Below are 26,530 nucleotides of genomic sequence, written 5' to 3'. Positions count from 1 at the left end.
TTCTGAGGTATATGGTGATTTTGTTTCTTTACAATTCAATTTTACCATAAATCAGTGAGGAGTTATTTTATTTTACGACAAAAAATATCCCGCATTTATGCGGGTTACAGCGTTTCGCAAACGCCTAGATAAGATAATACGAAAGGAGTTAAAAATGAAAATTAACGATAAAAACTTTTTATTAGAACTTAAAAGAAAAAATCCTGCAGCCTTAGAATACATAATTAATATTTACTGTAATTTAGTTTTTAAAGTTGTACTAAATGTACTTGGAAACGATAATTATGAAAATGCAAAAGAATGTATTAATGATGTATATCTTTTAATATGGAATAAAAGTCACTTATATAATCCTGAAAAATCTTCATTTAAGAATTGGCTTTTAGCTGTAAGTAAATATAAGGCTATAGATTATAAAAGAAGCTTAGTTAAACAGGACAACCTTCAGATAGAAGAACAAATGTTAATCTCTAATACTGATATTGAAAATGAATATATATTGAGGGAAAAGAAAGAAGAATTAATAAAGCTTTTGCAATATGAGCATAAGCTGGACAGAGAACTGTTTATACGAAAATACCTTTTGGATGAAGATATGGAAACCTTGTGTAAAAATTTTAATTTATCAAAAGGGGCTATCTACAATAGATTATGGCGCACTAAAAATTCACTTATAAAAAAATTAAACATTTCGGGTGAAATGGAGGTATCAAAATGAATTTAAATTTGAATGAAGATGATGTTTTAAAACTTTTAAATGATATTAATATAAATGAAAATGAATTTAGCAGTGATGACCTCAATGAATTTGAAAAGAAAAAAATCTGTAAAGATATTATTAATAAAGTAAAGCCTAGGAAATCTAAGAGTAAAAGAAATTTTATCGCAGCAGCAATCATCCTTCTGATAACCATTCCTATACTCATATCCCAAAGGAATGTTTTAGCTAATATGATAGAAAAACTCACTGTCATATCTGGTATTGGAGAAGTAAAAGTTTCCTCAGATAAACCCAAAATTCTTAAAAGCAGTATTAAACAAGGTAATATAACTTTAGCTAACATGTATATAGACAATAATAAAATTATAGTTACTTTAACTATTGAACCTGAAGAGCTTAAACGATCTTATTACACTATTACAGACAATTATGGTAATTCCTATGAACTTCATCGGAGCAACAATCTTGCCATGATGCCAGATAATCACATAGGTTCATATAGAGCAGAATACAACGGTAATGTAAAAAAAGCTAATAGTTATACTTTAAGTATTATAGCTAATGATAAAAAATTTACTAAAGCAACTTTTAAAATAAAAAGTTCCGATTTTAAAGAAGCTGCTGAATCAAAAGTGTTGTATACTGCAACTAATGGAATAACTACACTAAACGTGACTTCATTAAAAAGAGATGGAAATATTTTAAAAGTAGATTATTATTTTACAGATACCTTACCCGATTTTAAATCAAAAATAATAGATAAAGTTAATCGAGGAACCTTTGAAGAAAGTAAAAAATTAGGGTTAAATGAACCAATTAATACAAAATTAATAAATAATAATTCTATACAAGATTCCAATATTATAATTTCTGATGAATATAATAACGCAGTATATGGGCATAACAATATTAATTATTTAGATCAAGGAAATGAATCTTTATTTGATTTAAGCAAACTCACTGGCAAAAAGTTAAAGTTAACCGTTTCAAATGTAGTTTATCATACTGATAGTATTAATTTCAATTCTATTAATAATGATCTTAATAATTTTAACGATGAAACTTCTGATTTTAACTTAGAATTAGATATTCCCAAATCAGGCAAAAGCATTTTAAACAAGATAGTTAACTATAAGGGATTTAAATTCAAAATTATTAGTATAAACCGTTTATCAAATGACAGTATAGAGTTAATTTACAATTATATAAATGACAGCAATTCAAGATTACAAACTTCAAATATTTTATTTGAAAGCGTTACTGACGGAGATGGTCAAAGTAATATTAGTCAAAGTAATGGTAATATTAAAGTTTTTTATCAAATAAAAAATGGAATAGGAGACAAGTTAAAATTAAATCACCTTCAATATACTTTTTCTTCAATTGGTCCTTTTGAAATAGACCTAAATCCGTCACTAATTAAATAATTTTTTAGTTTATCACTATCTAAAAAATAGCATGTCAAAAATATTCTTTTCTAAAGGTATTCTTGACATGCTCATAATTAATTACAACATATATTAGAATTATTACCATTTTCCCTAGAATTTGTATTTTCACCTTCTGATCTTACTTTAATCAGTTCTCCTACAATACTTACTGCAATTTCTTCTGGTGTTTCTGCTCCTATACTTGTACCTATTGGTGAGTAAACACTTCTAATTTCTTCTTTTGCATATCCCTGATTAAGTAATTGAGTAAAAATCTTATCTCTCTTACTCTTACTTCCTATCATGCCAATATATTTGGCATTACTGCGAAGTACCTGCTCTAGAACAACTCTATCATAAAGATGTCCCCTAGTCACAATCACTAAATAACTATCTTCATCAATATGTAAATTTGGTAATTTGTTAAATGAATCAATGACCATAAGTTCTGTAGGTTCTGAAAATCTGCTGCGATTAGCATACTCTTCACGATCATCTAATACTACTGTTCTAAAACCAACTGTTTCACTTAAAGGTGCAATTCTTTGAGATACATGCCCTGCCCCAAAAATATAAACTGTTCCTTCAGGACGTAAAGGTTCTACTAAAAAACGCTGATTATCTATTACTTCAGCATGTATTGATATTTTTGCTGGTCCAGCTATCAGTTTCTCTAATATATTTGGATCACAATCAATTTTACCAATAAGAGTTTTATCTGGTTTTACTATGCATTGTTGGCATCTCAAATTAGAAGTACCAGAGACATTATCTAGTACTGTAATAAACCATGCCTTTTCCCTCTTTTCCTGAATTTTTACTACTGTTTCATAAATTATTCGATTATTTTCATCCTGAGCATCTATAAAATCTATTAAAATCTCACCTTTACCGCCACAAATCATATCCATAGAAGCTACATCATTGTGAGTTAAATCAAAAGACTGCATTACAGTTTGTTTTAAAGACAGTGACTTTTTAGCAAGACCTATAGCATCAGCTTCTAAACGTCCTCCACCTATGGTTCCAATAATTGAACCGTCATTTCTAACTACCATCTTAGCACCAGCAGTACGTGGTGCCGAACCAGTTTTATCAAATATAGTCGCTATTACAAAACTTTCTTCTTTCTGTAAAAGTTTTACCACTTCTTTGTATATCTTTTCCATTTACATACCTCCATATTCCTTAAATATAAGATAAATTAGCGTTTTGAAACGTTTACTCTTAAATTTTATAACAAAATTTGTAATTATTCAACTTAAATCATTTTAGACTCTATAGCTCTGAAGTTAGTTTACCTTCCATATTTTTATAACTTTCAACGTAAAAATCGCCCATACGAGAAAAAACAATCTATATGTTACTTATAGATTGTTTTTTTAATATTTATTTCATTTTAAAAACTTTTTAGTAATTAAAACCTACTTTTATTGACTAACCCCGTGTAATTTAATATAATCTCCTCTAAAGTAAGTTATTCCAAACCCAATTGGCTTGTCTTTAACATCATTTAATTTTTGTTCTACAACAAATAGCGCAACCTCATCATACATTTTTAAAAGTTCTTTAATCTCTTCTCCAGGCATTTTAGCATACATTACAATTTCCTTATTTAAACTATAAAGAGAAGCCCTATTGGACATCATTTCTGGGAAAGTAGCATTTTCGATTTCATTTTCTATAATTGGAACTCCCTTTTGGTATACTAGATATTTTAAATCATAAGCCATAGGATCCCCTTGTGTATAAAACAATCTTCTAATTCTTATTATCTTTCTATTTTTACTTATACGAAGATTAGTTGCAAGTTTATCATCAGGCAAAACAACATCTACAGATAGAAGTTTTATGCGATCCACATCATTTATCAAATTGTTTCTCTCACTATAAAAAATAGTATATTTGTTGTAATTAGGCTTTTGTACAAAATATCCTTTTCCTGGTATAGAATATATGTATCCGTCATTGGATAAAATAGTAAGTCCCTTTCTAACCGTCATCCTGCTTGTACTATATTCACTGCATAAAGCTGTTTCAGAAGGCAAATCATCCCCTGTTTTAAGTTCGCCACTAATAATTTTATCACGTATATCATCAGCTATTTTACAATATATAGAGTTTTTCATTATTTACTACTCCTTATTAAATTTCATCTAATCCATATAAAACAATTTTAACATAATTATAATATTAGAATTATAAAACGTCATTGTCAATATTATAGGCTTTCAAAAATTAAGTCATTAATAAACAGAGTCCTGAGCATACATAAAATTTAATTTCAAGTACACTTAAGACTCTATGATCCAGATGCATATTTGCCTCTTCTTCCCAAGTGATAGCTCAAGTAATCACTTTATTATCTAGAGATGGGGGTCTCAGAAATGGAAGTTTAAAACTAAATAATAATCTGGTAAATATAAGCTGTAATTTATTTACTAAAAAAATTACAGATATAAACTATATATTTTTTAATAAGGCAATAACCTGTATATACATGTTAGCATATGTATACCTTATGTTTTCATTATATATCAGTTATTTGTGTTTTGTCAACGTTTTTATTACAATTCCTACTACTTCCGATAATATATTTAAGTAAAATGTACGTTCCTTAATTCATATGTACTGTTTCATAATTAGTGTCGAAAAATAGCATTTATAAATAAAAAATATTGATTTATGTAAAAATATATGATATCATGAATATGTATTAAAAGGTTAATAAATATCCCCTATTTATCCACATGCTCCCCCATGTGGATTTTTTTTATACAAATTAAAAGTCTACCTATAAGTAGACTTTTAATTTGTATAAAAAACTTACTTTTTGTTTTTATTATGTTTTGCTCTATTTGGCTTAGCTTTAGGCTTTATCTTTATGTTCTTTTCTTTTTGTGAACCCTTTACATCATATATGGCACCGCTTCTTAAATCCACAAACCATAAAAATAAAACTAAAAATACAGCAGAAGATATGTATTGCCATACACTCCCATTTAAGTTATATCTAAAATAGGCCGCTATTATTGTAGGCAAGAAAAAAGCTGCTATAGACAATAAAAGAATTATCCATCTGTTTGGATGAAACTTGTATAAAATACGTATTTTTAATTGATTATATACAAATAAAAATATTATCGCAATAAATGCTACCTGTAATAGTACTTGTAACCATAAAGGCATTTGTTCTCCCCCCTTAGTTTGTCTATATATATTATTATATACTTTCTAACTTATATCAATACCTTTTCTATTTATTTGTCTGAAAACCTGTATGACAGTAAAATTTCTAAGCAAATAACTAAGAAGGCTGTCCATTTTAGACAGCCTTCTTTTAGAATATATATTTTTCTTTTCCTGGTTTTCTACTAAATACAGTCACATCATCAATTTCTTTTTGTTGACATACAAATCTAGTCATTCTTTCAACTCCAAAACCAGCTCCTGCTGTTTTAGGGAGTTCTCCTCTTTTTGCAAGCTCAATGTAGTTTCTAAGTAAACTTTCATCCATTTTAGCTTCTCTCATTCTTGTAATTATTCTATCATATTTATATTCTCTTTCTCCGCCACTTAATCCTTCTACATAACCCATAGGCCATATTAAATCATAGTTTCTATAAGTACCTCTGTTATTCAAATCTTCAGCATCATAGAATTCCCTCTTATGGTTTATTAACCAGAATGGTTGTGTTGCTTTTTGTGAGGCTATAGCTTCAAAATCATCTCCATATTTTGCTTTTAACTCTTGAGTTGTATATCTCTCAAAAGGACCTGTTATATTTAAGTGAGATGTTCCTATTCCTAATTTTTCAAACTTGTCCTTACATTCTTCTTTTATATAGTCAAATACATATTTTACGAGACCTTCCATAAATTCAAATACTGTATTCATTGTACCATCTTTAAATTCAAAATCAACTTGAGTAAACTCAAATAAATGCCTCTTATCTCCTCTTTCTGGTAACTCTAATCTTACATTTGGAGATACAATATAAATTTTCTGTAAGTTTGGACTTGAAAGAGCTATTTGTTTATGAAATATCATGGACTTTGTTAAGTTAAATTCTTGTCCTTGATAAGTAATTGCACACTCTTCTACGCTATGGCAAAGTGGATCTGTTATAGGTGCCAGCATGTTAGGTAAAAGTCTAACTACTCCATTTTTATACATATAATCATCTACTGCCCTCAATATAGCTTGTTGTATACCAAGTATAGTAGGCAATTTTTCTCTTCTAATTTTTTCCATAGTTTCATCTAAAAGTTTTAATTCCTTTTCATCTTTCAATACATATGTTTTCATATATGTGGCCTCCCTAAACAATTTATATAAATTCTCAATGAATATCTTTTCTCTAGTTTCATTACCAATATAATAATACTTTTTTACGTATTTTGCAATATCATTAATTAATATTATGTTTTTTTATAAATTTATCATTTTAATATACCTAAAATTAAAAATTCATAAATTATTAATTAATGATAAGGTTTACAATTATTAATTTATCAAAATTTCTGTTATAATGTTATTGTACACATACTAATTTAAAGTTTTCAGAAAAAATACGGATAACTTTAAAAGGAGGAATATAAATTGAGCTTAAAAATTAATGGTTTAGATGACTTAGACCTTCAAATTCTTGAAATTCTTTTGAAGGATTCAAGGACTCCTTTTCTAGAAATAGCTAGACAATGCCACGTAAGCGGTGGAACCATACATGTTAGAGTTAAAAAAATGGAGGACATGGACATAATAAAAGGTACTAAGCTTATAATCGACAATTCAAAAATTGGATTTGACGTATGTGGCTTTATAGGCATTTATTTAGATAAAGCTAAGTCTTTTAATAATTCACTAGATGAATTAAAACAAATAAAAGAAATCGTGGAAATCCATTATACAACAGGAGATTATTCTATATTTGTAAAGGTTCTATGTAAAAATATTACTGATTTACAAAATCTACTTATGAATAAAATTCAATCCGTAGATGGAGTTCAAAGAACTGATACAATAATATCTTTATTTCAACCTGTAGATAGAAGCATTGATATCGATGTTTTAGATGAATAACTTGTTATTTACCTTCTTTTTTCATTTTCATTTTCTTTTTATTTAAACTCATAAATTTTATAAAATATGCAAATAATACTTTTGTATAAAAATAAAAAGGAGATGTAATTATGAGAACATTAGATATAATTGCACTAACATTGGTTGTAATAGGTGCGTTAAATTGGGGACTAATTGGCTTTTTTAGATTTGATCTCGTAGCATCACTATTTGGAACAATGTCAACAGCTACTAGAGTAATATACGCACTTGTAGGACTAGGAGGGTTGTATGCACTTTCGTTTTTCGGAAATGAAAGAAGCACTGGGGATACAAAAGAAGTCAAATAATTATAAGCGTAAGTGGAAAACAATTATAAAAGTCTTCTACTTACGCCTTAATTTTACATACTATCTGAGATTTTTCTTAATTCCTCTATTTAATGTATTTTCATAATTTATAAATTCATATACATCATCTGAAAAAAGAGAGCTAAACTTTTTCAATTCGTCTACAGAAACATCTTCTATAGCCTTATCTCTTTCTTCACAATACAATACAATTTCACCAATTACTTTATGGGCATCTCTAAAAGCCATTCCTTTATTAACCAAGTAATCAGCCGCTTCTGTAGCATTTAAAAATCCTCTTTTAACAGCTTTAAATGTATTGTCTTTTTTGATTTTTAATGTGGAGAGCATACCACTCATAACTTTAAGACAGCTTAATACAGTATCTAAGGAGTTAAAAAACTGTTCTTTATCTTCCTGCATATCCTTATTGTAGGCAAGAGGAATGCCTTTCATTGTGGTAAGCAGTGACATGAGCGAACCGTATACTCTCCCTGTTTTGCCCCTTATGAGTTCTGCAGCATCGGGATTCTTTTTCTGGGGCATTATGCTGCTTCCTGTAGAAAATTCATCATCTATTTGTACAAAATCAAATTCTTTACTGCTCCATAATATAAGTTCTTCACTTAAACGGCTTAAGTGCATCATTATTATAGAAAAATTCGATAATAGCTCAAGGACATAATCCCTATCACTTACACCGTCTAAAAAGTTATCTACAGGCTTTTTAAAACCTAATTCTTTTGCAGTAAAACTTCTATCTATATTATAAGTTGTTCCAGCAAGAGCGCAGCATCCAAGTGGATTTTCATCCATAATTTCAACTGCATTTGATATTCTTGCCTTATCTCTTTTTAACATATTGTAATACGCCATTATGTGATGCTTAAAAGTTACAACTTGTGCCCTTTGAAGGTGTGTATACCCAGGCATCATTATATTGTTATTTTCTCCAAGATTTTTAATTACATCTTGAAGTTTCTCTATGTTCTTTATAACTTCTAATGCGCTTTTTTTACAGTATAATCTAAAATCTACTGCTACTTGGTCATTTCTACTTCTAGCAGTATGAAGTTTCTTTCCTACCTGTCCTACTCTCTCTATTAAATTTACCTCTACAAAAGTGTGTATATCCTCATAATCTCCTTCTATTTTAAGTTTTCCATCTTCAATGTCACTTAAAATAGATTGCAGTCCTTTTAATATGGATTCTCCTTCTTCTTTAGATAGTATATTGCATTTGGAAAGCATTTTTACATGGGCCATACTTCCCTCTATATCTTCACTATAAAGAAGCTTATCAAAGCTAAGAGAACTATTAAAATCCTCCATAAGCTTGCTTTCAGATTTTTTAAATCTTCCTCCCCAGAGTTTCATATTAATTTTCCTTTTCCTTTTTTACTGCAGCTCTTATTTTAGAAGGTAAGCTGAAGATTTTAATAAATCCATCTGCATCTTTATGGTCATATAAATCACTTGCACCAAAAGAAGATATACTTTCATTAAATAGAGGATGTATAGCATCTATACTTGCTGGCATTATATTTCCTTTATATAACTTTAATTTTACTGTTCCTGTTACATTTTCCTGAGTAGACTCAACAAAAGCATCCAGTGCCTCTCTAAGGCTTCCAAACCAAAGTCCATCATATACGAGTTCACCATATCTTTGAGATACTAATTGTTTATAGTGAAAAGTATCCTTGTCTATAGTTAATCTTTCAAGAGCAGTATGTGCAGCATATAATATTGCTCCACCAGGAGTTTCATATACACCTCTGGATTTCATGCCAACCAGTCTGTTCTCCACCATATCAACTATTCCAATTCCATTTTCTCCACCTATTTTGTTTAGCTGTTCCATCATATCTAAAGGGCTTAATTCTTTTCCATTTAATCTTTTAGGTTCCCCTTTTTCAAAATAAAGCTCTATATATGTGTCTTCATCTTTCGCTTTTTCCGGTGTAGTAGTCATAAAGTACATACTTGTTTTATGCTCATTTCTTGGATCCTCTAAATCCCCACCTTCATGACTTACATGCCAGATGTTTTTATCATTTGAATATATTTTTTCCTTAGTTACAGGAACATCTACTCCCTTTGAATTTGCGTAATCTATAGCATCTTCTCTGGACTTTATGTCCCATATTCTCCAAGGTGCTATTATCTTTATTGTAGGATCAAAACTTGCTACCCCAACCTCAAAACGTACCTGATCGTTTCCCTTTCCTGTACATCCGTGAGCTATATATTTTGCTCCTTCTGCATGAGCTATTTCAACTAATCTCTTGGCCATAAGTGGTCTTGCAAGAGATGTACCTAAAAAATACGCGTCCTCATACAATATATTGGCCTTTACTGCCTTAAATAAATAATCTTTCACAAATTCTTCCTTTAAATCCTCAATATATACTTTAGAGGCCCCTGTTTTAATGGCTTTCTTTTCTACTTCTTCCATGTCATCATCTTGTCCTACATTTATACAAGCTGCAATAACCTCTAAGTCGTAATTTTCCTTTAACCAAGGAATAATAATTGATGTATCTAATCCTCCTGAATATGCTAACACAACTTTATCTTTCATGAATTCGCCCTCCATATATATTTAAATTTTAATAAATAGCTTAGACAAATAAAAGTATTTAAAATACTGACTTTTTATTTTAAAACTTTATTTAAAAATTCCTTAGTTCTATCTTCTTTTGGATGTGAAAATACTTCCTCTGGAGTCCCCTGCTCAACTATCTTTCCTCCATCCATAAATATAACCCTATCAGCTACTTCTCTGGCAAACCCCATTTCGTGAGTTACTACTACCATTGTCATACCTTCCTTAGCCAGATCCTTCATTACATTCAAAACTTCCCCCACAAGTTCAGGGTCTAAGGCTGATGTTGGTTCATCAAACAACATTATATCCGGATTCATTGCAAGAGCCCTTGCAATAGCAACCCTCTGCTGCTGTCCACCTGAGAGTTTAGATGGATAATATTCCATCTTATCTGCAAGTCCCACCTTACTTAAAAGTTGCTTAGCTCTTTGTAAAACCTCTGACTTTTTTTCTTTTTTTACAACTAGTGGAGCTTCCATAACATTTTGAACAGCTGTCATATGTGGAAATAAATTAAAATTTTGAAAAACCATTCCCATCTTTGTAGTTATTTTTCGAAGCATTTTTTTGTCCTTAGGGTTTAGCTTATCCCCTTCTATAACTATAGTTCCACTATCTAATTCCTCCAGATGGTTTAGACATCTTAAAAGTGTACTTTTTCCTGATCCCGAGGCCCCTATAACTACGAGGACCTCACCTCTCTTTACTTTCACATTTAAATCTTTAAAAACTAAAAGATTATTAAAACTCTTAGTTAAATTAGACGCTTCTATCATATATTCATTTTTATCTAAATTTTCGCCATTATTTAAAATAGCATTTTCCATAAATCAAACCTCCACTTAAAATTACTCTAATTTCTAACTGTAAATAGCCAATCTTCTTTCGAATATTCCAAATACAGTTGTAAATACAGTTGTCATTATAAGATACAATATTGCTGCAGTTAAAAATACAGATATTGGATCAAAGCTGCTTGCATATATCTGCTGAGCTGACCTCATAAGTTCAACCATAGCTATAGTAGATACCAATGAAGTATCCTTCAATATAGATATAAATTCATTTCCTACTGGTGGTATTATTATCTTCCAGGTTTGTGGTAAAATAATTTTCCTCATAGTCTCTACATAACTAAATCCAAGAGCTTTTGCTGCTTCAAATTGTCCTTTGTTTATAGACTGTATTCCACCTCTTATTATCTCAGCCATATATGCACCACAGTTTAAGCCAAGTCCTAATATAGCTGCGGTAAAAGGAGTAAGTTCTATTCCAATAAAAGGTAATCCATAGTAGAAGAAAAATAGCTGCAGCAGTAAAGGAGTTCCTCTAAATATCCATGTATAGAAACTTGATACTAATTTTAATACGATATTTTTAGACAATTTCAGGAGTGCCAAAAATACTCCAAGCATAGTTCCTAATATCAAGGTGATTACTGTAAGTTCAATTGTCATTACGCTACCCTTTAATAAAATAGGTAATATATTTTTAATAAACTCTATATTCACTTACTTTACCCACTTTCTTTTTGCATATACTATTTATATATATCTTCTCCAAACCATTTAGTAGAGATTTTAGACATTGTTCCATCCTTTTTTAACTCATCTAATGCTTTTTGTACTGCTGTCTCAAGTTCCTTGTCTCCCTTTTTAAATCCTACTCCCATAGGTTCATTAGTAAGTTTTTCATTAAGTACTGTATATTTTCCTTTCTTGTCAGGACTAGATATATAATATTTTCCAACTGGTTCATCTACTATAACCGCATCAATTCTTCCTATTAATAAATCCTGAAGTTCTTCTGTAGTCTTATCATATTTTTTAACTTCTTTTATACCTTGTAACGTTTGAACAACTTTTTCACTAGTTGTACCAAGTCCTACTCCTACTTTCTTTCCAGCTAAATCTTTTGAAGTCTTAATTGCTTCATTTCCGCTTTTAGTAACTATAATTTGTGCATTTTGTATATAAGGCTGTGAAAAATCTATTTGCTTTTTTCTCTTTTCATCAATACTAAGTCCTGATATTATAACATCAAATTTTCCAGAGTTAAGTGCTAAAATTATTCCATTAAATTCAGTACCTACAAATTGAGTCTTTACTCCCAGCTTTTTGCCTATAGCGTTTGCCATATCTATATCAAAACCTTTAAGTACGTTTTGGTTATCTCTAAATTCCATTGGTGGAAAAGAATCTTCAAGTCCTACCTTTAGAACTCCTGCTTTTTTTACCCTCTCTAAAGCATTCTGTCCTTTTTGTTCATCTCCGCTATTACTGTTACTGCTCCCACATCCTGCAAATAAAGCAGCTGCAAAAACAATTGTCAACATTACAATTATTGTCTTTTTTAACTTCTTCATTTTTTTTCCCCTTTTCTATAATTATTATTTTTAACTCCTTAGGTTAAATATATAAATAATTATACATTTAACATTATAATTATTCAATACCTTTTTTGTTTTTTCCATACTATTTTTATTCTGTACTTATACATATTTCTCTGTTTATTCAAAAATAAAAGAGGCTGCTTCAATAGCAACTTCTTACATTGCTTTGAACAGAGCCCCTGTTTATTACATATTCCTGTACTTTTCCATAGTCCCCTTAAACAATTCTGCCGTAGAAGGAGGACTATATGAAATAGCGTTTGCACCTGCTTCTATCGTTTCCTCTATACTTTCCTTAGTCCTTCCCCCTGTAGCTATAATCGGAATATCCTTATATTTTTCTCTTATTTTTCTCACAAGAGAAGCACTATTCTTACCCGCAGATACATTTAATATGGAAGTTCCCGATTCCATTCTCTTTTGAATATCATCTCTTTCAGATACTACTGTAACTATAATAGGAATGTCAATAGCCTCTCTAACAGCTCTTACAATTTCATTAGATGTAGGACTATTTAACACTACCCCCATAGCTCCGGTAAATTCAGCATTTAATGCTAAGTTTACAACCCTTTTTCCTGTGGTAAGTCCACCCCCTACACCGCAAAATATGGGTACATCAGAAGCTGTAACTAATGACTCTGTTATAACTGATTGGGGTGTAAAAGGATAAACTGCTAAAATTGCATCTGCATCTATATTTTTTATAACTGCTATATCCGTGGTAAATGCAAAAGATTTTATTCTTTTTCCAAAAACTATTATGCCGCTGGCCTCTCTTATTACACCAGGGAAATTTATCATATGCCCTCTAAGTACTCCTCTTATCTCTGGTACATATTTAACATCTTTTTTATTAATCTTCTCACCCATTTTTATATCTCCCAAAATCTATTTTAATATTGTGTCTCTTACATATTATTGTATATTAAACACATTAAATATTCCATAAAAATTATTTTTATCCGATGACTACCTGCTCTAATACTTCCACTTCTCCAAGTGGGAGTAAAGAGCAGATATGTCCCTGGATAACGATTTCTAAGCATTAGGTGGAGTCAAAACTCCATCTGATGCCAAGAACTCTGTTTATCCTAAACTGAAAATAATTCTTCTGCTATCTTTACAGTTTCTCTAGCATCCTTAGCATAATAATCTGCACCTATCATATCTGCATAATTTTGATTTAATACTGCTCCACCTACTACAACTTTACATTGAAGCCCCTTATCTCTTATAGCATCTATAGTCTTTTTCATATTACTTACGGTGGTTGTCATAAGTGCACTGAGTCCTACTAACTTTACGTTATTTTTTATTATAGCATCTACTACTTCACTAATATCTACATCTCTTCCCAAATCTATAACTTCAAATCCATAATTCTCCAAAAGCACTTTAACTATATTTTTTCCTATATCATGTATATCTCCTTTAACAGTAGCAAGTATTATTTTTCCCCTGGATATCTTATTTTCGCCACTTTTAAGCATATCTTTCTTTATTATTTCAAAAGCTTGTTTTACAGTTTCAGCTGATTGTATTAACTGTGGTAAAAATATATCCTTGTTCTCATATTGTACGCCTACCTCATCTAACGCTGGAATTATATAAGAATTTACTATATCTACTGCCTTCTTACTTTTCAAAAGCTTACAAGTTAACTCTACTGCTTCCTCTTCCATTCCATCAATAATGGTCTGTTTTAGATTTTTATCATTTTCACCTGAATTAGGAATATCGCTTCCCCATTTTGCTTTTTCACCTTCAGATTTACCGCTATATTTTTTTACATATTCCTTTCCTTCTTTATCTATGTTTGTTAAAACCTCAAAAGCTGAAATAATATCTTTCACGCCTTTGTCTGCTGTATTTATTATTGGCAAGTCAAGTCCTGCCTGAAGAGCAAGTGCAAGAAAAGTTCTATTTAATATACATCTTCTAGGTAGTCCATAGGATATATTACTTACACCAAGAGTAGTCTTTACTCCAAATTGTTCCTTTAGAATCTTTATGGCCTTTATTGTCTCAAGCACTTCCTTTTGTTGAGCAGATGCAGTTAGCGTAAGACAATCAACTATTATATCCTTTCTCTTGATTCCATAGTTTTCGGCAGTTTTGATTATCTTTTCTGCAATCTTTACCCTACCCTCTGCAGTATCAGGTATTCCATTTTCGTCTATAGTTAAGGCTATAACACAGCCTCCATACTTCTTTACTATTGGAAATACTTCTTCCATGCACTTTTTTCTACCATTTACTGAATTTATTATAGGTTTACCGTTATAAACTCTAACTCCAGCCTCTAAAACTTTAGGATTTGGACTGTCTATATCTATAGGTAATTGTACTACTTTTTGTATTGCTTTTACTGCTTCTTTCATAGTTTGAACTTCATTAATCTCAGGTAGTCCTACATTAAGCCCAAGTATATGTGCTCCTTCTTCTTTTTGCTTCACTGCTTCTTTCTGTATAAAATTTACCTTTCCTTCCTTAAGCTCTTTCTTATAAATGTCTCTACCTGTAGGATTAATTCTCTCCCCTATAAATTTTATCCTATTACCTAGGAACACAGTATCCCTGGCTGAACACACTGTGGTATAATTTTTTTCTTTTATATCTAAAGGTACTATATTTTTCAAACTTTTTACCATAGTTTTTATAAATTCAGGACTTGTTCCACAACATCCTCCAAAAAACCTAACTCCTTTTTTTGCCATAATCACTACATTTTCTGCAAATTCATCTGAAGTTATATCATAAATCGTATTTTCGCCATCATACTTTGGGAGTCCTGCATTAGGCTGAACTATAACGGGTATAGAAGAATACTTTAAGATTTCATCTACAATATCTTGCAATTCTCCCGGTCCCAAGGAACAATTCACTCCAAGGGCATCCACCCCCAACGATTCAAGCACAAATACCATAGTTTTTGGATCTGTTCCCATTAGAGTTCTTCCATCCTGCTGGAAAGTCATTGTACAAAATATTGGAAGAGAACTATTTTCTTTTGCCGCAAGAATAGCTGCCTTTGCTTCGTACAAATCAGACATAGTTTCTATTAGAATTATATCTGCTCCCGCTTTTTCCCCTATAATTACTTGACTTTTAAATAATTCATATGCAGATTCAAAACTTAAACTTCCTGTAGGCTCCATAACTTGTCCTGTAGGTCCTATATCAAGTGCTACTAATTTATCCTTTGCCTCTTCCTTTGCAATTTTTACTCCAGCTGTAATTACATCTTTTATTGTATAATCAGAAGAACTATACTTAAGTTCATTAGCACCAAAAGTATTTGTTATTATGATATCTGATCCTGCGTTTAAATATTCCCTATGTACTTTTCTTATAATCTCTGAATTTGTTATATTTAATGTTTCTGGAAGTTCACCTACTTTAAGTCCTGCTCTTTGAAGCATGGTTCCCATAGCTCCATCAAAAAAAACAAATTTGTTACTAAACTTATTTAATAAATCTTTAAATAACATTTGCTGCACTCCTTTTTCAAATACAAGTTTCATGTTCAAATTATTTAATCCATTACTTCTTGTATAAAATTTTAAACTTTAAACAAATTTTCTACAATACAAATCAAATTATTTAATATTTTATGATTGTATAAATATACATTAATACTATTTAAAATTAATATTTATTTACTCAAATTTTGCACATTAACTATTAATTCTTCATTTTTAACTATTAACTACAAAAGCTGCCCTTCAATCAAAAAAGCAGCTTTAAATTTGACAAAATCAACTTTCCTTATCTTTCAGAATTCGTTTTATTCTGCAGGAATTAGCACCGATGCACTTTAGTGCCGGTTGTTGGGTTTCACTGGGCCAGTCCCTCCACCTCTCGTGATAAAAGTGCTTTAATATTAATACTTTAACTATCAATTGTCAATACTATTTACATGACTATTTTACTATAATTCGTAATATGAAATTTTCTCAATATTTTTTTATTTTTCTATTGACAAACCTTATCTATGTCTGGTATGATTTTCTCAATCGAATACGGAACTTCTTATCCAGAGTGGCAGAGGGACTGGCCCTATGATGCCCGGCAACCTGAATGATCATTTTCATTCAACGGTGCTAATTCCAGCAGGTGTTAACCTGAAAGATGAGAAGCATGAAGATAGAATCTTCTTGTAACTTATCTTACAAGAAGATTTTTTTATTCTGCCAGGTTATAGAAGTTTCGCTCAAAATATTAAAAGGTATTAGGAGGACGAAAAAATGAGTGAAGAAAGAAAATTAGGATTTGAAACATTACAAGTACATGCAGGCCAGGTGCCTGACCCAACTACAGGTGCAAGAGCAGTTCCAATTTACCAGACTACATCCTTTGTATTTAAAGATGCCGATGAAGCCGCAGACTTTTTCCAGCTTAAAAAACCAGGAAATGTTTATGCCAGAATAATGAACCCAACAGAAGACGTATTTGAACAAAGAGTAGCAGCCCTTGAAGGCGGCAGCGCAGGCCTTGCTACATCTTCCGGACTTGCAGCAATACTTTACGCTGTATTAAATGTAGCAAGTGCAGGAGACAATATAGTTGCAGCTAGCACACTTTATGGTGGAACTTATGAATTGTTTTCAGTAACCTTGAAAAAGTTAGGAATTGATGTAACTTTTGTAGATCCCGATGATCCTGAAAACATCAGAAAAGCTATTACAGATAAAACTAAAGCAGTTTATGCAGAAACAATAGGTAACCCTAGAATCAATGTTTTGGATATAGAAGCTGTAGCAAACATAGCCCATGAAAACAAAATTCCTCTTATTATAGATAATACTTTTGGAACTCCTTATCTAGTAAGACCTATAGAATATGGTGCAGACGTAGTTGTTCATTCTGCAACTAAATTTATAGGTGGTCACGGGACTACTTTAGGCGGAATTATAGTAGATGGTGGAAAATTTGACTGGGCAGCAAGCGGAAAATTTCCTGACTTTACAACACCTGATGAAAGCTATAATGGGCTTGTATATGCAGATCTTGGACCTACAGCTTTTGCTACAAAAGCCAGAGTACAACTTTTAAGAAACACAGGCGCAACACTAAGTCCACAAAGTGCTTTTTATTTCTTACTTGGACTTGAATCACTTTCTCTTAGAGTAGAGAGACATGTAGAAAATACACGAAAAGTAGTTGAATTTTTAAGTAAACATCCAAAAGTTGCATGGGTAAACTATCCTGAACTTGATGGAAGTCCATACAAAGAATTAGCTAAGAAATACCTTCCAAAAGGGGCAGGTTCAATATTTACCTTTGGAATAAAAGGTGGATCTGAAGCAGGGAAGAAATTTATAAACAGCGTTAAATTGTTCTCCTTACTTGCAAATGTAGCAGATGCAAAATCATTAGTAATTCACCCTGCAAGTACAACTCATGCAGAGTTAAATGAAGAACAACAAAAAGCTGCTGGAGTTACTCCAGACCTTATAAGGCTTTCAATAGGTGTGGAAAATATTGATGACATTATATACGATTTGGATCAGGCTCTTGCAAAAGCTTGATAAATTAATTTAATTTCACTCCCATAATTTTTATATTATTTTAACCCATAAATAATGGGCTGACTACTAATTAATTAGTATGTCAGCCCTATGTATGATTTTAAATAGTTGAAAGTTGACAATTATCCACTATCAACTTTCAACTACAACTAAAAAAATTAAGTATACTTAATTACAATTTTCAATTTTCTCTATAATAGCTTTAGTAAATACAGTAGTAGTAGCATTTCCTCCTAAATCCTCTGTTAAATATTTACCTTCTCTAAGTACAGATTCTACAGCTATCTCAATTTTATTTGCCGCTTCTGTTTCACCTAAATAGTTAAGCATCATAACTCCCGAAAGTATTATAGCCGTTGGATTTGCTTTATTCTGTCCTGCAATATCCGGAGCCGAACCATGGGCAGCTTCAAACACTGCTGCATCTTCTCCTATATTAGCCCCTGGTACTAGTCCAAGCCCGCCTATAAGTCCTGATGCCATATCTGATAAAATATCTCCATATAAATTAGGCATAACAAGTACATCATAGTCCTCTGGATTGAGTACAAGTTTCATACTCATAGCATCTACTATTACACTTTCAAATTGAATACCTTTATATTTTTCCGCTACTTTTTCAGCTGTTTTTAAAAAAAGTCCATCTGAAAGTTTCATTATATTAGCCTTGTGAACTGCCGTAACTTTCTTTCTTCCATTTTTAATTGCATACTGAAAAGCTGCCTCTACTATTCTTTCACTTGCCTTTTTAGATATTATTTTAACGCTTTCTGCTATTTCATCATTTATCATATGCTCAATCCCTGCATACAAATCTTCTGTATTTTCTCTAAATATTACAAGATCCACATTATCATATCTACATTTTACTCCAGCATAAGTTTTTATAGGCCTTATGTTTGCATATAGATTTAATTTTTTTCTAAGAGTTACATTGACACTTTTAAATCCTTTTCCAACAGGGGTAGTAACTGGTGCTTTAAGTGCTACTTTATTTTTCTTTATACTTTCTATAATATTATCTGGTATTGGTGTACCATATTTATCCAAAACTGAAGCTCCAGCCTCAAGTATTTCCCAGTCAATATCTGCCCCACTCTTATCTATAACTTTTTTTACAGCTTCACAAATTTCTGGTCCTATACCATCACCTTTAATAAGAGTAACTTTATGCGTCATTTTTAATCCTCCAATAATCACTTGTTATTTTCTTTCATCATATTTAAAAGTCCACCAAACTTTATCATATCTCTCTGTCTGTCCGTAACATTAAATACCATTTTGTATTCTTCATTTCCATTCTTATTTTTCACAGTCACTACATCATTCTTAATTTGTTTTAAAGTATCTTCTATAACCAGTTCATCCATAACATCTATCTTGTCATAATCATCTTCATTTTCAAAAACTAAAGGTATTATTCCATTATTTATTAAATTTGCCCTATGAATTCTAGCAAAAGATTTAGCAAGAACTGCCTTTACTCCAAGATAAAGAGGAGCAAGTGCAGCATGTTCCCTACTGGAACCCTGACCATAGTTACTTCCAGCTACAATAATTCCTCCTCCATTTTCCTTTGCTTTCTTAGGAAAATCTTCATCACAAGGAGTCAAGCAGTATTCAGCTAAATGAGGTATGTTTGACCTATAAGGAAGCAATTTTGCATTTGACGGCATTATATGGTCCGTAGTTATATTATCTCCAACTTTTGTAAGTACTTTGCCACAAGTTATATTCTCACAAGACTTTGCCTTTGGAAAAGGCTTTATATTAGGGCCTCTAACTACCTTAATGTTATCTCCTGTTTCATCAGGAGGAGCAATCATATTATCTTCTACAAGAAATTCATCTGGCATCTCAATATAAATAGGTTCTCCCAGTTCTCTTGGATCTGCAATATAGCCTTTTATTGCAGATGCAGCTGCAATTTCAGGACTTACAAGATAAATTTTAGCTGATCTTGTTCCAGATCTTCCTTCAAAATTTCTATTAAACGTTCTAAGTGATACTGCATCTGTAGATGGTGACTGTCCCATACCTATACAAGGTCCACAGGCACTTTCAAGTATTCTAGCCCCTGACCCTACCATAGATGCAAGTCCTCCATTTTGAGCAATCATGTTTAAAACCTGCTTTGAACCCGGTGATATAGTAAGTGATACATTTTCATTAACTGTTTTTCCCTTTAATATATGTGCAACCTTCATCATATCTACAAAAGAAGAATTAGTACAACTTCCTATACATACCTGATTTACTTTAACATCTTTAAGCTGGGATACTGGTACAACTTTATCTGGACTATGAGGACAAGCTACCATAGGCTCAAGAGTAGATAAATTTATTTCCATTTCTTCATCATAAACTGCATCTGCATCCGGCTGAACATATGAAAAATCCTTTTCCCTTCCCTGGGCTTTTAAGAAATCGCGTACTGTATCATCACTTGGGAATATGGAAGTAGTAGCTCCAAGTTCTGCTCCCATATTTGTTATTGTCGCTCTTTCGGGTACAGATAAAGTTTTCACTCCTTCTCCCACATACTCAAATATCTTCCCTACTCCACCTTTAACTGTACATCTTCTAAGCATTTCCAAAATAATGTCTTTTGCTGTAACCCAGGGACTTAACTTACCCCTCAAGTTAACTTTTACTATCTTAGGCATATTTATATAATATTCTCCACCACCCATAGCTACTGCTACATCTAATCCACCAGCACCAATGGCAAGCATTCCTATACCTCCGCCTGTAGGTGTATGACTGTCTGAACCCAAAAGGGTATCCCCAGGCACTCCAAATCTTTCAAGATTAACTTGATGGCATATTCCATTTCCAGGTCTTGAAAAATATATGCCATGTTTTTTTGCCACAGTCTGAATGTAAAGATGATCATCTGCATTTTCTGGACCTGATTGAAGTATATTGTGATCTATATAAGCTACAGATTTTTTAGTTTTCACTCTATTTATTCCAAGTGCTTCAAATTGAAGATAAGCCATAGTTCCAGTTGAATCCTGGGTAAGTGTTCTATCTATTTTTATAGCTATTTCCTCTCCTAATATCATTTTACCTTTAACCAAATGATTTTTTATAATTTTTTGTGATGCATTTAATCCCATTGTTATCCTCCATTATATAGTTGTAGATAAACTTTCAACTTATAATCCATTGAATTTATTATATAAATCTTGTATCTGCTCTAGCTAGCCCTTTCTTCTTTTTTTTGTGAAATATCTGGCAGCATCTTATCAACTAATAATTCTAATTCATCATTCCCTATTATGCTAGTTCTTCCTGCTTTATATTGTTCATCCACCCATTCTTTAATTTTAGCAATTCTAGTATCCCATTTATCAATTTTTTCTTCATCTTTTAATCTATAATAGGTATTAATCCAAGCTGCAATTCCAGCGTGACCGGAATATTGATTTACAGCTACTACAACTGGCCTTCCTAAAATTTTATCCGTATCAAATATATTATAGATTTCTTCATCTTTTAATATTCCATCTGCATGTATTCCAGCTCTAGTTACATTAAATTCTTTTCCCACAAAAGGGGTTCTAGGTGGAACTGCATATTCCATTTCTTTTTTAAAATACTCTGATAATTCCGTTATAACCTCAAGTTTCATATTTTTAGTATTTCCTTTTATCTGTCCATATTCAAATATCATAGCTTCTAGTGGACAGTTTCCTGTTCTCTCTCCAATTCCTAAAAATGAAGTATTTACAGCTGATGCACCATATAGCCAAGCTGTTGTAGAATTATTCACTACTGCATAAAAATCATTGTGTCCATGCCATTCTATACATTCTGAAGGAACACCACAATTGTTCCTAAGACCATACATAATAGCCTGTACGCTTCTTGGTAATTCCACTCCACTATAAGATACTCCTAATCCAAGGGTATCACAGGCCCTTATTTTTATAGGAATGCCTGATTGTTTCGATAATTCCATTAACTTATTTACAAGTGGAACTACAAAGCCATAAAAGTCTGCTCTAGTTATATCTTCTAGATGACACCTTGGACGAATTCCATTATCTAAAGCTTCTTTAACTATACCTAAATACATATCCATAGTTTCTTTTCTAGTTTTTCTCAACTTTTTAAATATATGATAATCTGAGCAGGACATAAGCATTCCCGTCTCTTTAATTCCCATTTGTTTTACCAATTTAAAATCTTCTTTATTAGCCCTTATCCATGAAGTAACCTCCGGAAATTCATATCCTCTTTCCATACATACCTGAGCAGCTTTCCTATCCTTCTCTGTGTATAAAAAAAATTCCGTCTGTTTTATTATTCCCGAATTATTATCCAAATTATGAAGATAATCAAAAATTCTAATTATCTGCTCTGTAGTATACGGAGGCATTGACTGCTGACCATCTCTAAATGTAGTATCCGTAATATATATTTTTTCAGGTAAATCTTTAGGTATTTGTACTCCATTAAAATTTATTTTTGGAATTTCATCATAGGGAAATACATTTTTATAGAAATTAGGACTATCTACATTATTTAATTTATATTCATAGGAACTTTTTTTCATTTAATTCATCTCCTCGGATTAATATTGGACCTATCTTTCAAAATGGCTTTTTGAATTATTTTATACATTATATTTCATATATGAATTTTGCGTTTATTTTTTGTAATCTATATTTATGTACTGTTTTTGAATATTTATAAGCATATTCACGGCTTATTAGTGCTATTTCTATAATAAATATGCTTATATTGTATCACTTTTATTATTGATAAGCAAATGTTTATTTGTTGTTTTTGACGCTATTCTATGTAGCATATTCATTATAGGTCTTTTATAATGCATAATAGGATTTTTGAATCAAATATTGGCTCCATGCTAATTTCAAGTACTGCATATGTTATAATAAATGTTGTATTATCATGAACTCATAATTAGAATTTTCAAGGAGGAATAATTTTATGTTAAAAACTTTTTTATTTTATGTAGTTTTTTTCTTGTACATGGTCTATTCATTAGTTAAAAAATTAAAATTAGACAGAATTAGAAAAAGTGGTTCTGAAAAGGAAGCTGAAAATTATATATATATATCTGTTAAAAAATGGTCTAATTTTATATTAAAGCTTATAAATGCATCTGTAAAAGTAACCGGTACAGAAAACATTCCACAGGTTCCCTGCCTTTTTGTTTCAAACCATCAAGGTTTTTTAGATATACCTATAATACTATCTTCTTTAGATAGGACTGTAGGATTTATAGCTAAAAAAGAATTAACAAAGTTCAAATTAGTTTCTTACTGGATGAAGCAAATTAACTGTATTTTTATAAACAGGAATGATATAAGAGAATCCATAAAGTCTATAAATAAAGGTAGCGAACTATTAAATAATGGACATAGTATGGTAATATTTCCTGAAGGCACCAGAAGTAAAGGCCCTAGAATAGGAGAATTTAAAAAGGGAAGTTTAAAACTGGCTTTAAAATCTAAAGTACCTATAGTTCCAATTGCTATAGATGGAAGTTATAAACTAAGAGAGGGAAATGCTCATTCTATGATAAAATCTGCAAATGTAAATATAACTATATGTAAGCCAATTTATACAGATTCTCTTTCGAGAGAAGAGAGGGAATCTTTAGCAGATAACATAAAATCAGAAATAAGTAAGCATATTTATTTGGAAAATTAATATAGGATTCATAAAGGAGGACACTGAATGAAATTTATAAAAAAATACTTTAATATACTATCAATTGTATTTATTTTTATATTTCTAATGTCAGGGTGTACAAATAATACAAATTCAAATACTACTTCCAACTACAGTGGACTTAAAGTTCATTATATAGATGTAGGACAAGGAGATAGTGAATTAATACAAGTAAATGGAAAAAACCTTTTGATAGATGCTGGTCCAAATGAAAGTAGGGACAAATTGATGTCCTATTTAAATAAGCAAAATATTAAAAAACTTGACTATGTAATTGCAACCCATCCTGATGAAGATCACATAGGTGGCATGGGAAATGTAATAAAAAAATACACTGTTGATAAGTTTTATACTCCTAAAAAAATAGTTAATACAAAAACTTTTGAGTATATGATTCAGCAATTAAAAAATAAAAATATGAAAATAGATACTCCAACTCCTGGATTACAGTTAGACTTAGGTAAAAATACAACTGCAGAAATACTTGCACCTAATAGTAAGAGTTATCCAGATACAAATAATTATTCAGTAGTATTAAAACTAACTTATGGAAATACCAAATTTCTTTTTACAGGGGATGCAGAAAAAACAAGTGAAATGGAAATGATAGATAAAAATTATGATCTATCAGCTGATGTACTAAAAGTTGGTCATCATGGTAGTTCAAGCTCCACTTCACAACAATTTCTGGATAAAGTTAATCCTAAAATAGCAGTAATAAGTTGCGGAAAAAATAATAAATATGGACATCCACATAAAAAGACAATAAATAAACTTAAAAAGAAAAATATACAAATATATAGAACCGATATAAGTGGAACAATCATTCTCACTAGTAATGGCACTAAGATAAGTAAACAAGACTAACAATCACAGAAAGGAATTGCAATGGATACTCAAATTACATTAAAAAACAATTCAAGGATGAAAGGGATACTACTAGTAGTATCCGCTTCTATGCTTTGGGGTGTTTCAGGACCTGTAGCTCAATATCTTTTTCAAAAAAAAGATATTAGTCCAGAATGGCTTGTAGATATTCGTCTTTTACTGTCAGGATCACTCCTACTTATATTTCTATACTTAAAGAATGGTAAAAAAATCTTTAATATATGGAAATCTAAATACGGTAGGAGAAACATAATTTTCTTTAGTATCATAGGATTAATAGGCGTACAATATGGTTATTTTGCATCGATTAAATATGGGAATGCTGCTACAGCTACAATACTTCAATATCTGAGTCCAGTAATAATTGTATGTTATGTGTCCTTTAAATCTAAAGAACTTCCTACCTTAAGGGAAACATTATCAATCCTGCTGGCTTTATTAGGTACGTTCTTCCTCATTACTAGAGGTAATATACATAGCCTAGCCATCTCCAACTTAGCTTTATTCTGGGGAGTTTTATCAGCATTTGCTGCTGCATTTTATGTAGTTCAACCTGCATATATTATTAAAAGATGGGGGTGTGATATTGTAATTGGTTGGGGAATGCTTTTAGGTGGAATATTCTTTAGCTTCGTTCATCCTTTTTGGAGAATACAAGGAGAATACTCTACTGATTCAATTTTAGCAATTACTTTTGTAGTTGTTTTTGGAACCCTTGTTTCCTTCTATTGGTATTTGGATAGTACAAGGTACATTAAAGCTTCAGAAACAAGTTTACTTTCTTGTTTAGAACCTATGTCTGCAACTACAGTGTCAATACTATGGCTTCACACTCCTTTTGGTATATTTGATATTATAGGAAGTATACTTATTTTAAGTACAGTTTTAATCTTATCTTACAATAAAAAGTCATAATAATAGGATACACTAATCAAGTAGGAGTTGAATAATTATTTTATTTAGCAGATTTCCCACACAGTTCAGTACATAGTGGTTCAAAAGAAATTAGTATACTAATAAATATACTTCAGATACAGAAACTAAATCTATTTCTTTAAGATACTTGTTAGTTAACGACTTAGATAATATAAGGCTATTGGATATTCTCCAATAGCCTTTCTTGTATGCATAGCCCACACATCTCCCGTATCAGACTTTCAGCAATAAGATTATACCCATGTCAAAAGCATAAATAAAGCAGATTAATTTTATTAATCTGCTTTCACATATATTCAAATTTATTAGTTTTTAATCTATAAAATAAAAAATGGCTCCGTGGAGAGGGCTCGAACCTCCAACCCTTCGGTTAACAGCCGAATGCTCAACCATTGAGCTACCACGGAACAATAATTTTTTCACCTGGCAGCGACCTATTCTCCCACAGGGCCTCCCCTGCAGTACCATCGGCACTCTGAAGCTTAACCTTCCTGTTCGGTATGGAAAGGGGTGTTACCTTCACGTCATTACCACCAGATACCGATTTGTCAAAATCTTTGATTTTGGTATAAATCGGTACTCATCAGCTTTAGCTGATTGAGTCTCATTAAATCATCGAAAATTGCTATAAGTTTCTCATATTTTCGTCAAGTCTTTCATTGCGGTGCTCATTTACACAAGTAAACTCTACTCCTCATTCAAGCCTTTCCTCAATCTGATCGCTTCTATCAATTTTCTTATATATTAACTTTTAAGAGTTCAAATTACTCTGTCCTCTCAAAATTGCACAGTAAACTTTTTTTCTTTCGTTTTTATTTGGTCAAGCCCTCGACCTATTAGTATCAGTCAGCTTAACAGGTTGCCCTGCTTACACCTCTGACCTATCTCCTCGTGTTC

General features: G+C 31.2%; 22 protein-coding genes, 1 tRNA gene, 1 rRNA gene and 2 riboswitches. Of the genes, 8 read left to right on the top strand and 16 right to left on the bottom strand.

Annotated features, from left to right (window positions below; genetic code table 11):
- Nucleotides 1-154: 154 nt before the first annotated feature.
- Nucleotides 155-718, top strand: a complete 564-nt coding sequence (locus CLCOS_RS02090) for a sigma-70 family RNA polymerase sigma factor (protein ID WP_063602532.1) — start codon at nt 155-157, stop codon at nt 716-718.
- On the top strand, nt 715-2,148 hold the full coding sequence (locus CLCOS_RS02085) for a hypothetical protein (RefSeq protein WP_063602531.1): 1,434 nt from the start codon (nt 715-717) through the stop codon (nt 2,146-2,148). Before CLCOS_RS02090 ends, CLCOS_RS02085 begins: the two co-directional genes overlap by 4 nt.
- A gap of 77 nt (nt 2,149-2,225) precedes the next feature.
- Here CLCOS_RS02085 and CLCOS_RS02080 read toward each other — a convergent pair whose 3' ends face one another.
- The 4 genes from CLCOS_RS02080 to CLCOS_RS02065 all read right to left on the bottom strand — a co-directional run bounded on the left by CLCOS_RS02080 (nt 2,226) and on the right by CLCOS_RS02065 (nt 6,460).
- Nucleotides 2,226-3,320: an XdhC family aldehyde oxidoreductase maturation factor gene (locus CLCOS_RS02080; protein ID WP_063602530.1), complete on the bottom strand. Its 1,095-nt coding sequence runs from the start codon at nt 3,318-3,320 to the stop codon at nt 2,226-2,228.
- 261 nt (nt 3,321-3,581) lie between these two features.
- Nucleotides 3,582-4,280 (bottom strand): GntR family transcriptional regulator, encoded by a 699-nt coding sequence (locus tag CLCOS_RS02075; RefSeq protein WP_013237346.1) that lies wholly within the window; start codon nt 4,278-4,280, stop codon nt 3,582-3,584.
- Nucleotides 4,281-4,977: 697 nt separating this feature from the next.
- The gene (locus CLCOS_RS02070; RefSeq protein WP_013237345.1) at nt 4,978-5,340 is read right to left on the bottom strand and encodes a hypothetical protein; all 363 of its coding nucleotides are present in this window, start codon (nt 5,338-5,340) and stop codon (nt 4,978-4,980) included.
- Between the two features lie 151 nt (nt 5,341-5,491).
- Nucleotides 5,492-6,460, bottom strand: coding sequence for an asparagine synthetase A (locus CLCOS_RS02065; protein ID WP_063602529.1), 969 nt, complete (start codon nt 6,458-6,460; stop codon nt 5,492-5,494).
- A 294-nt stretch (nt 6,461-6,754) separates the two neighbouring features.
- Between CLCOS_RS02065 and CLCOS_RS02060 the strand changes: the two genes are divergently transcribed.
- Nucleotides 6,755-7,234, top strand: a complete 480-nt coding sequence (locus CLCOS_RS02060; protein ID WP_013237343.1) for an Lrp/AsnC ligand binding domain-containing protein — start codon at nt 6,755-6,757, stop codon at nt 7,232-7,234.
- Between the two features lie 110 nt (nt 7,235-7,344).
- Nucleotides 7,345-7,563 (top strand): DUF378 domain-containing protein, encoded by a 219-nt coding sequence (locus CLCOS_RS02055; RefSeq protein ID WP_013237342.1) that lies wholly within the window; start codon nt 7,345-7,347, stop codon nt 7,561-7,563.
- A gap of 60 nt (nt 7,564-7,623) precedes the next feature.
- On the opposite strand, the gene argH is transcribed toward CLCOS_RS02055, so the two are convergent.
- From argH to CLCOS_RS02020, 7 genes are all read right to left on the bottom strand, one after another.
- On the bottom strand, nt 7,624-8,940 hold the full coding sequence (gene argH, locus CLCOS_RS02050; protein ID WP_013237341.1) for an argininosuccinate lyase: 1,317 nt from the start codon (nt 8,938-8,940) through the stop codon (nt 7,624-7,626).
- A 1-nt stretch (nt 8,941) separates the two neighbouring features.
- Nucleotides 8,942-10,147 carry an argininosuccinate synthase gene (locus CLCOS_RS02045; protein ID WP_013237340.1) on the bottom strand — a complete coding sequence of 402 codons (1,206 nt, stop codon included), beginning with the start codon at nt 10,145-10,147 and terminating at the stop codon, nt 8,942-8,944.
- A gap of 74 nt (nt 10,148-10,221) precedes the next feature.
- Nucleotides 10,222-11,001 carry an amino acid ABC transporter ATP-binding protein gene (locus CLCOS_RS02040; protein ID WP_013237339.1) on the bottom strand — a complete coding sequence of 260 codons (780 nt, stop codon included), beginning with the start codon at nt 10,999-11,001 and terminating at the stop codon, nt 10,222-10,224.
- A 33-nt stretch (nt 11,002-11,034) separates the two neighbouring features.
- A complete protein-coding gene (gene ehuC, locus CLCOS_RS02035; RefSeq protein ID WP_023162835.1) occupies nt 11,035-11,685 on the bottom strand; it encodes an ectoine/hydroxyectoine ABC transporter permease subunit EhuC in 651 nt (216 codons plus the stop codon).
- A gap of 29 nt (nt 11,686-11,714) precedes the next feature.
- Complete coding sequence (locus CLCOS_RS02030) at nt 11,715-12,539, bottom strand: ABC transporter substrate-binding protein (RefSeq protein ID WP_013237337.1); 825 nt, start codon at nt 12,537-12,539, stop codon at nt 11,715-11,717.
- Nucleotides 12,540-12,752: 213 nt separating this feature from the next.
- Nucleotides 12,753-13,439 (bottom strand): hydrolase, encoded by a 687-nt coding sequence (locus tag CLCOS_RS02025; protein WP_013237336.1) that lies wholly within the window; start codon nt 13,437-13,439, stop codon nt 12,753-12,755.
- A 221-nt stretch (nt 13,440-13,660) separates the two neighbouring features.
- The gene (locus CLCOS_RS02020; RefSeq protein WP_013237335.1) at nt 13,661-16,060 is read right to left on the bottom strand and encodes a homocysteine S-methyltransferase family protein; all 2,400 of its coding nucleotides are present in this window, start codon (nt 16,058-16,060) and stop codon (nt 13,661-13,663) included.
- A 274-nt stretch (nt 16,061-16,334) separates the two neighbouring features.
- Nucleotides 16,335-16,442: riboswitch (SAM riboswitch) on the bottom strand.
- 156 nt (nt 16,443-16,598) lie between these two features.
- Nucleotides 16,599-16,707: riboswitch (SAM riboswitch) on the top strand.
- A gap of 109 nt (nt 16,708-16,816) precedes the next feature.
- On the opposite strand from CLCOS_RS02020, the gene CLCOS_RS02015 reads away from it, so the two are divergent.
- Nucleotides 16,817-18,100, top strand: coding sequence for an O-acetylhomoserine aminocarboxypropyltransferase/cysteine synthase family protein (locus tag CLCOS_RS02015; protein ID WP_013237334.1), 1,284 nt, complete (start codon nt 16,817-16,819; stop codon nt 18,098-18,100).
- A 168-nt stretch (nt 18,101-18,268) separates the two neighbouring features.
- Here the strand turns inward: CLCOS_RS02015 and CLCOS_RS02010 are convergent, their stop codons facing one another.
- The 3 genes from CLCOS_RS02010 to CLCOS_RS02000 all read right to left on the bottom strand — a co-directional run bounded on the left by CLCOS_RS02010 (nt 18,269) and on the right by CLCOS_RS02000 (nt 22,664).
- A complete protein-coding gene (locus CLCOS_RS02010; RefSeq protein ID WP_063602528.1) occupies nt 18,269-19,279 on the bottom strand; it encodes an isocitrate dehydrogenase (NAD(+)) in 1,011 nt (336 codons plus the stop codon).
- A 17-nt stretch (nt 19,280-19,296) separates the two neighbouring features.
- Entirely contained in the window at nt 19,297-21,222 is a 1,926-nt protein-coding gene (locus CLCOS_RS02005) for an aconitate hydratase (protein WP_063602527.1), read from the bottom strand.
- An 80-nt stretch (nt 21,223-21,302) separates the two neighbouring features.
- Complete coding sequence (locus CLCOS_RS02000) at nt 21,303-22,664, bottom strand: 2-isopropylmalate synthase (protein WP_063602526.1); 1,362 nt, start codon at nt 22,662-22,664, stop codon at nt 21,303-21,305.
- Nucleotides 22,665-23,062: 398 nt separating this feature from the next.
- Between CLCOS_RS02000 and CLCOS_RS01995 the strand changes: the two genes are divergently transcribed.
- The 3 genes from CLCOS_RS01995 to CLCOS_RS01985 are packed head-to-tail and all read left to right on the top strand — an operon-like array spanning nt 23,063 to nt 25,612.
- Nucleotides 23,063-23,788: a lysophospholipid acyltransferase family protein gene (locus tag CLCOS_RS01995; protein WP_063602525.1), complete on the top strand. Its 726-nt coding sequence runs from the start codon at nt 23,063-23,065 to the stop codon at nt 23,786-23,788.
- Between the two features lie 27 nt (nt 23,789-23,815).
- A complete protein-coding gene (locus CLCOS_RS01990) occupies nt 23,816-24,676 on the top strand; it encodes a ComEC/Rec2 family competence protein (RefSeq protein ID WP_063602524.1) in 861 nt (286 codons plus the stop codon).
- Between the two features lie 21 nt (nt 24,677-24,697).
- Complete coding sequence (locus tag CLCOS_RS01985) at nt 24,698-25,612, top strand: DMT family transporter (RefSeq protein WP_063602523.1); 915 nt, start codon at nt 24,698-24,700, stop codon at nt 25,610-25,612.
- A gap of 353 nt (nt 25,613-25,965) precedes the next feature.
- On the opposite strand, the gene CLCOS_RS01980 is transcribed toward CLCOS_RS01985, so the two are convergent.
- Both CLCOS_RS01980 and rrf read right to left on the bottom strand, forming a co-directional pair.
- Nucleotides 25,966-26,040: transfer RNA gene (locus CLCOS_RS01980), tRNA-Asn, on the bottom strand.
- Nucleotides 26,041-26,054: 14 nt separating this feature from the next.
- Nucleotides 26,055-26,171: ribosomal RNA gene (gene rrf, locus CLCOS_RS01975) — 5S ribosomal RNA — on the bottom strand.
- Nucleotides 26,172-26,530 lie beyond the last annotated feature (359 nt).

The sequence above is a fragment of the Clostridium coskatii genome (assembly GCF_001675205.1).
In the GTDB taxonomy this organism is placed as follows: Bacteria; Bacillota; Clostridia; order Clostridiales; family Clostridiaceae; genus Clostridium_B; species Clostridium_B ljungdahlii.
The sequence above is the reverse complement of the archived record's forward strand: the minus strand, read 5'-3'. Positions and strand labels throughout refer to the sequence as shown.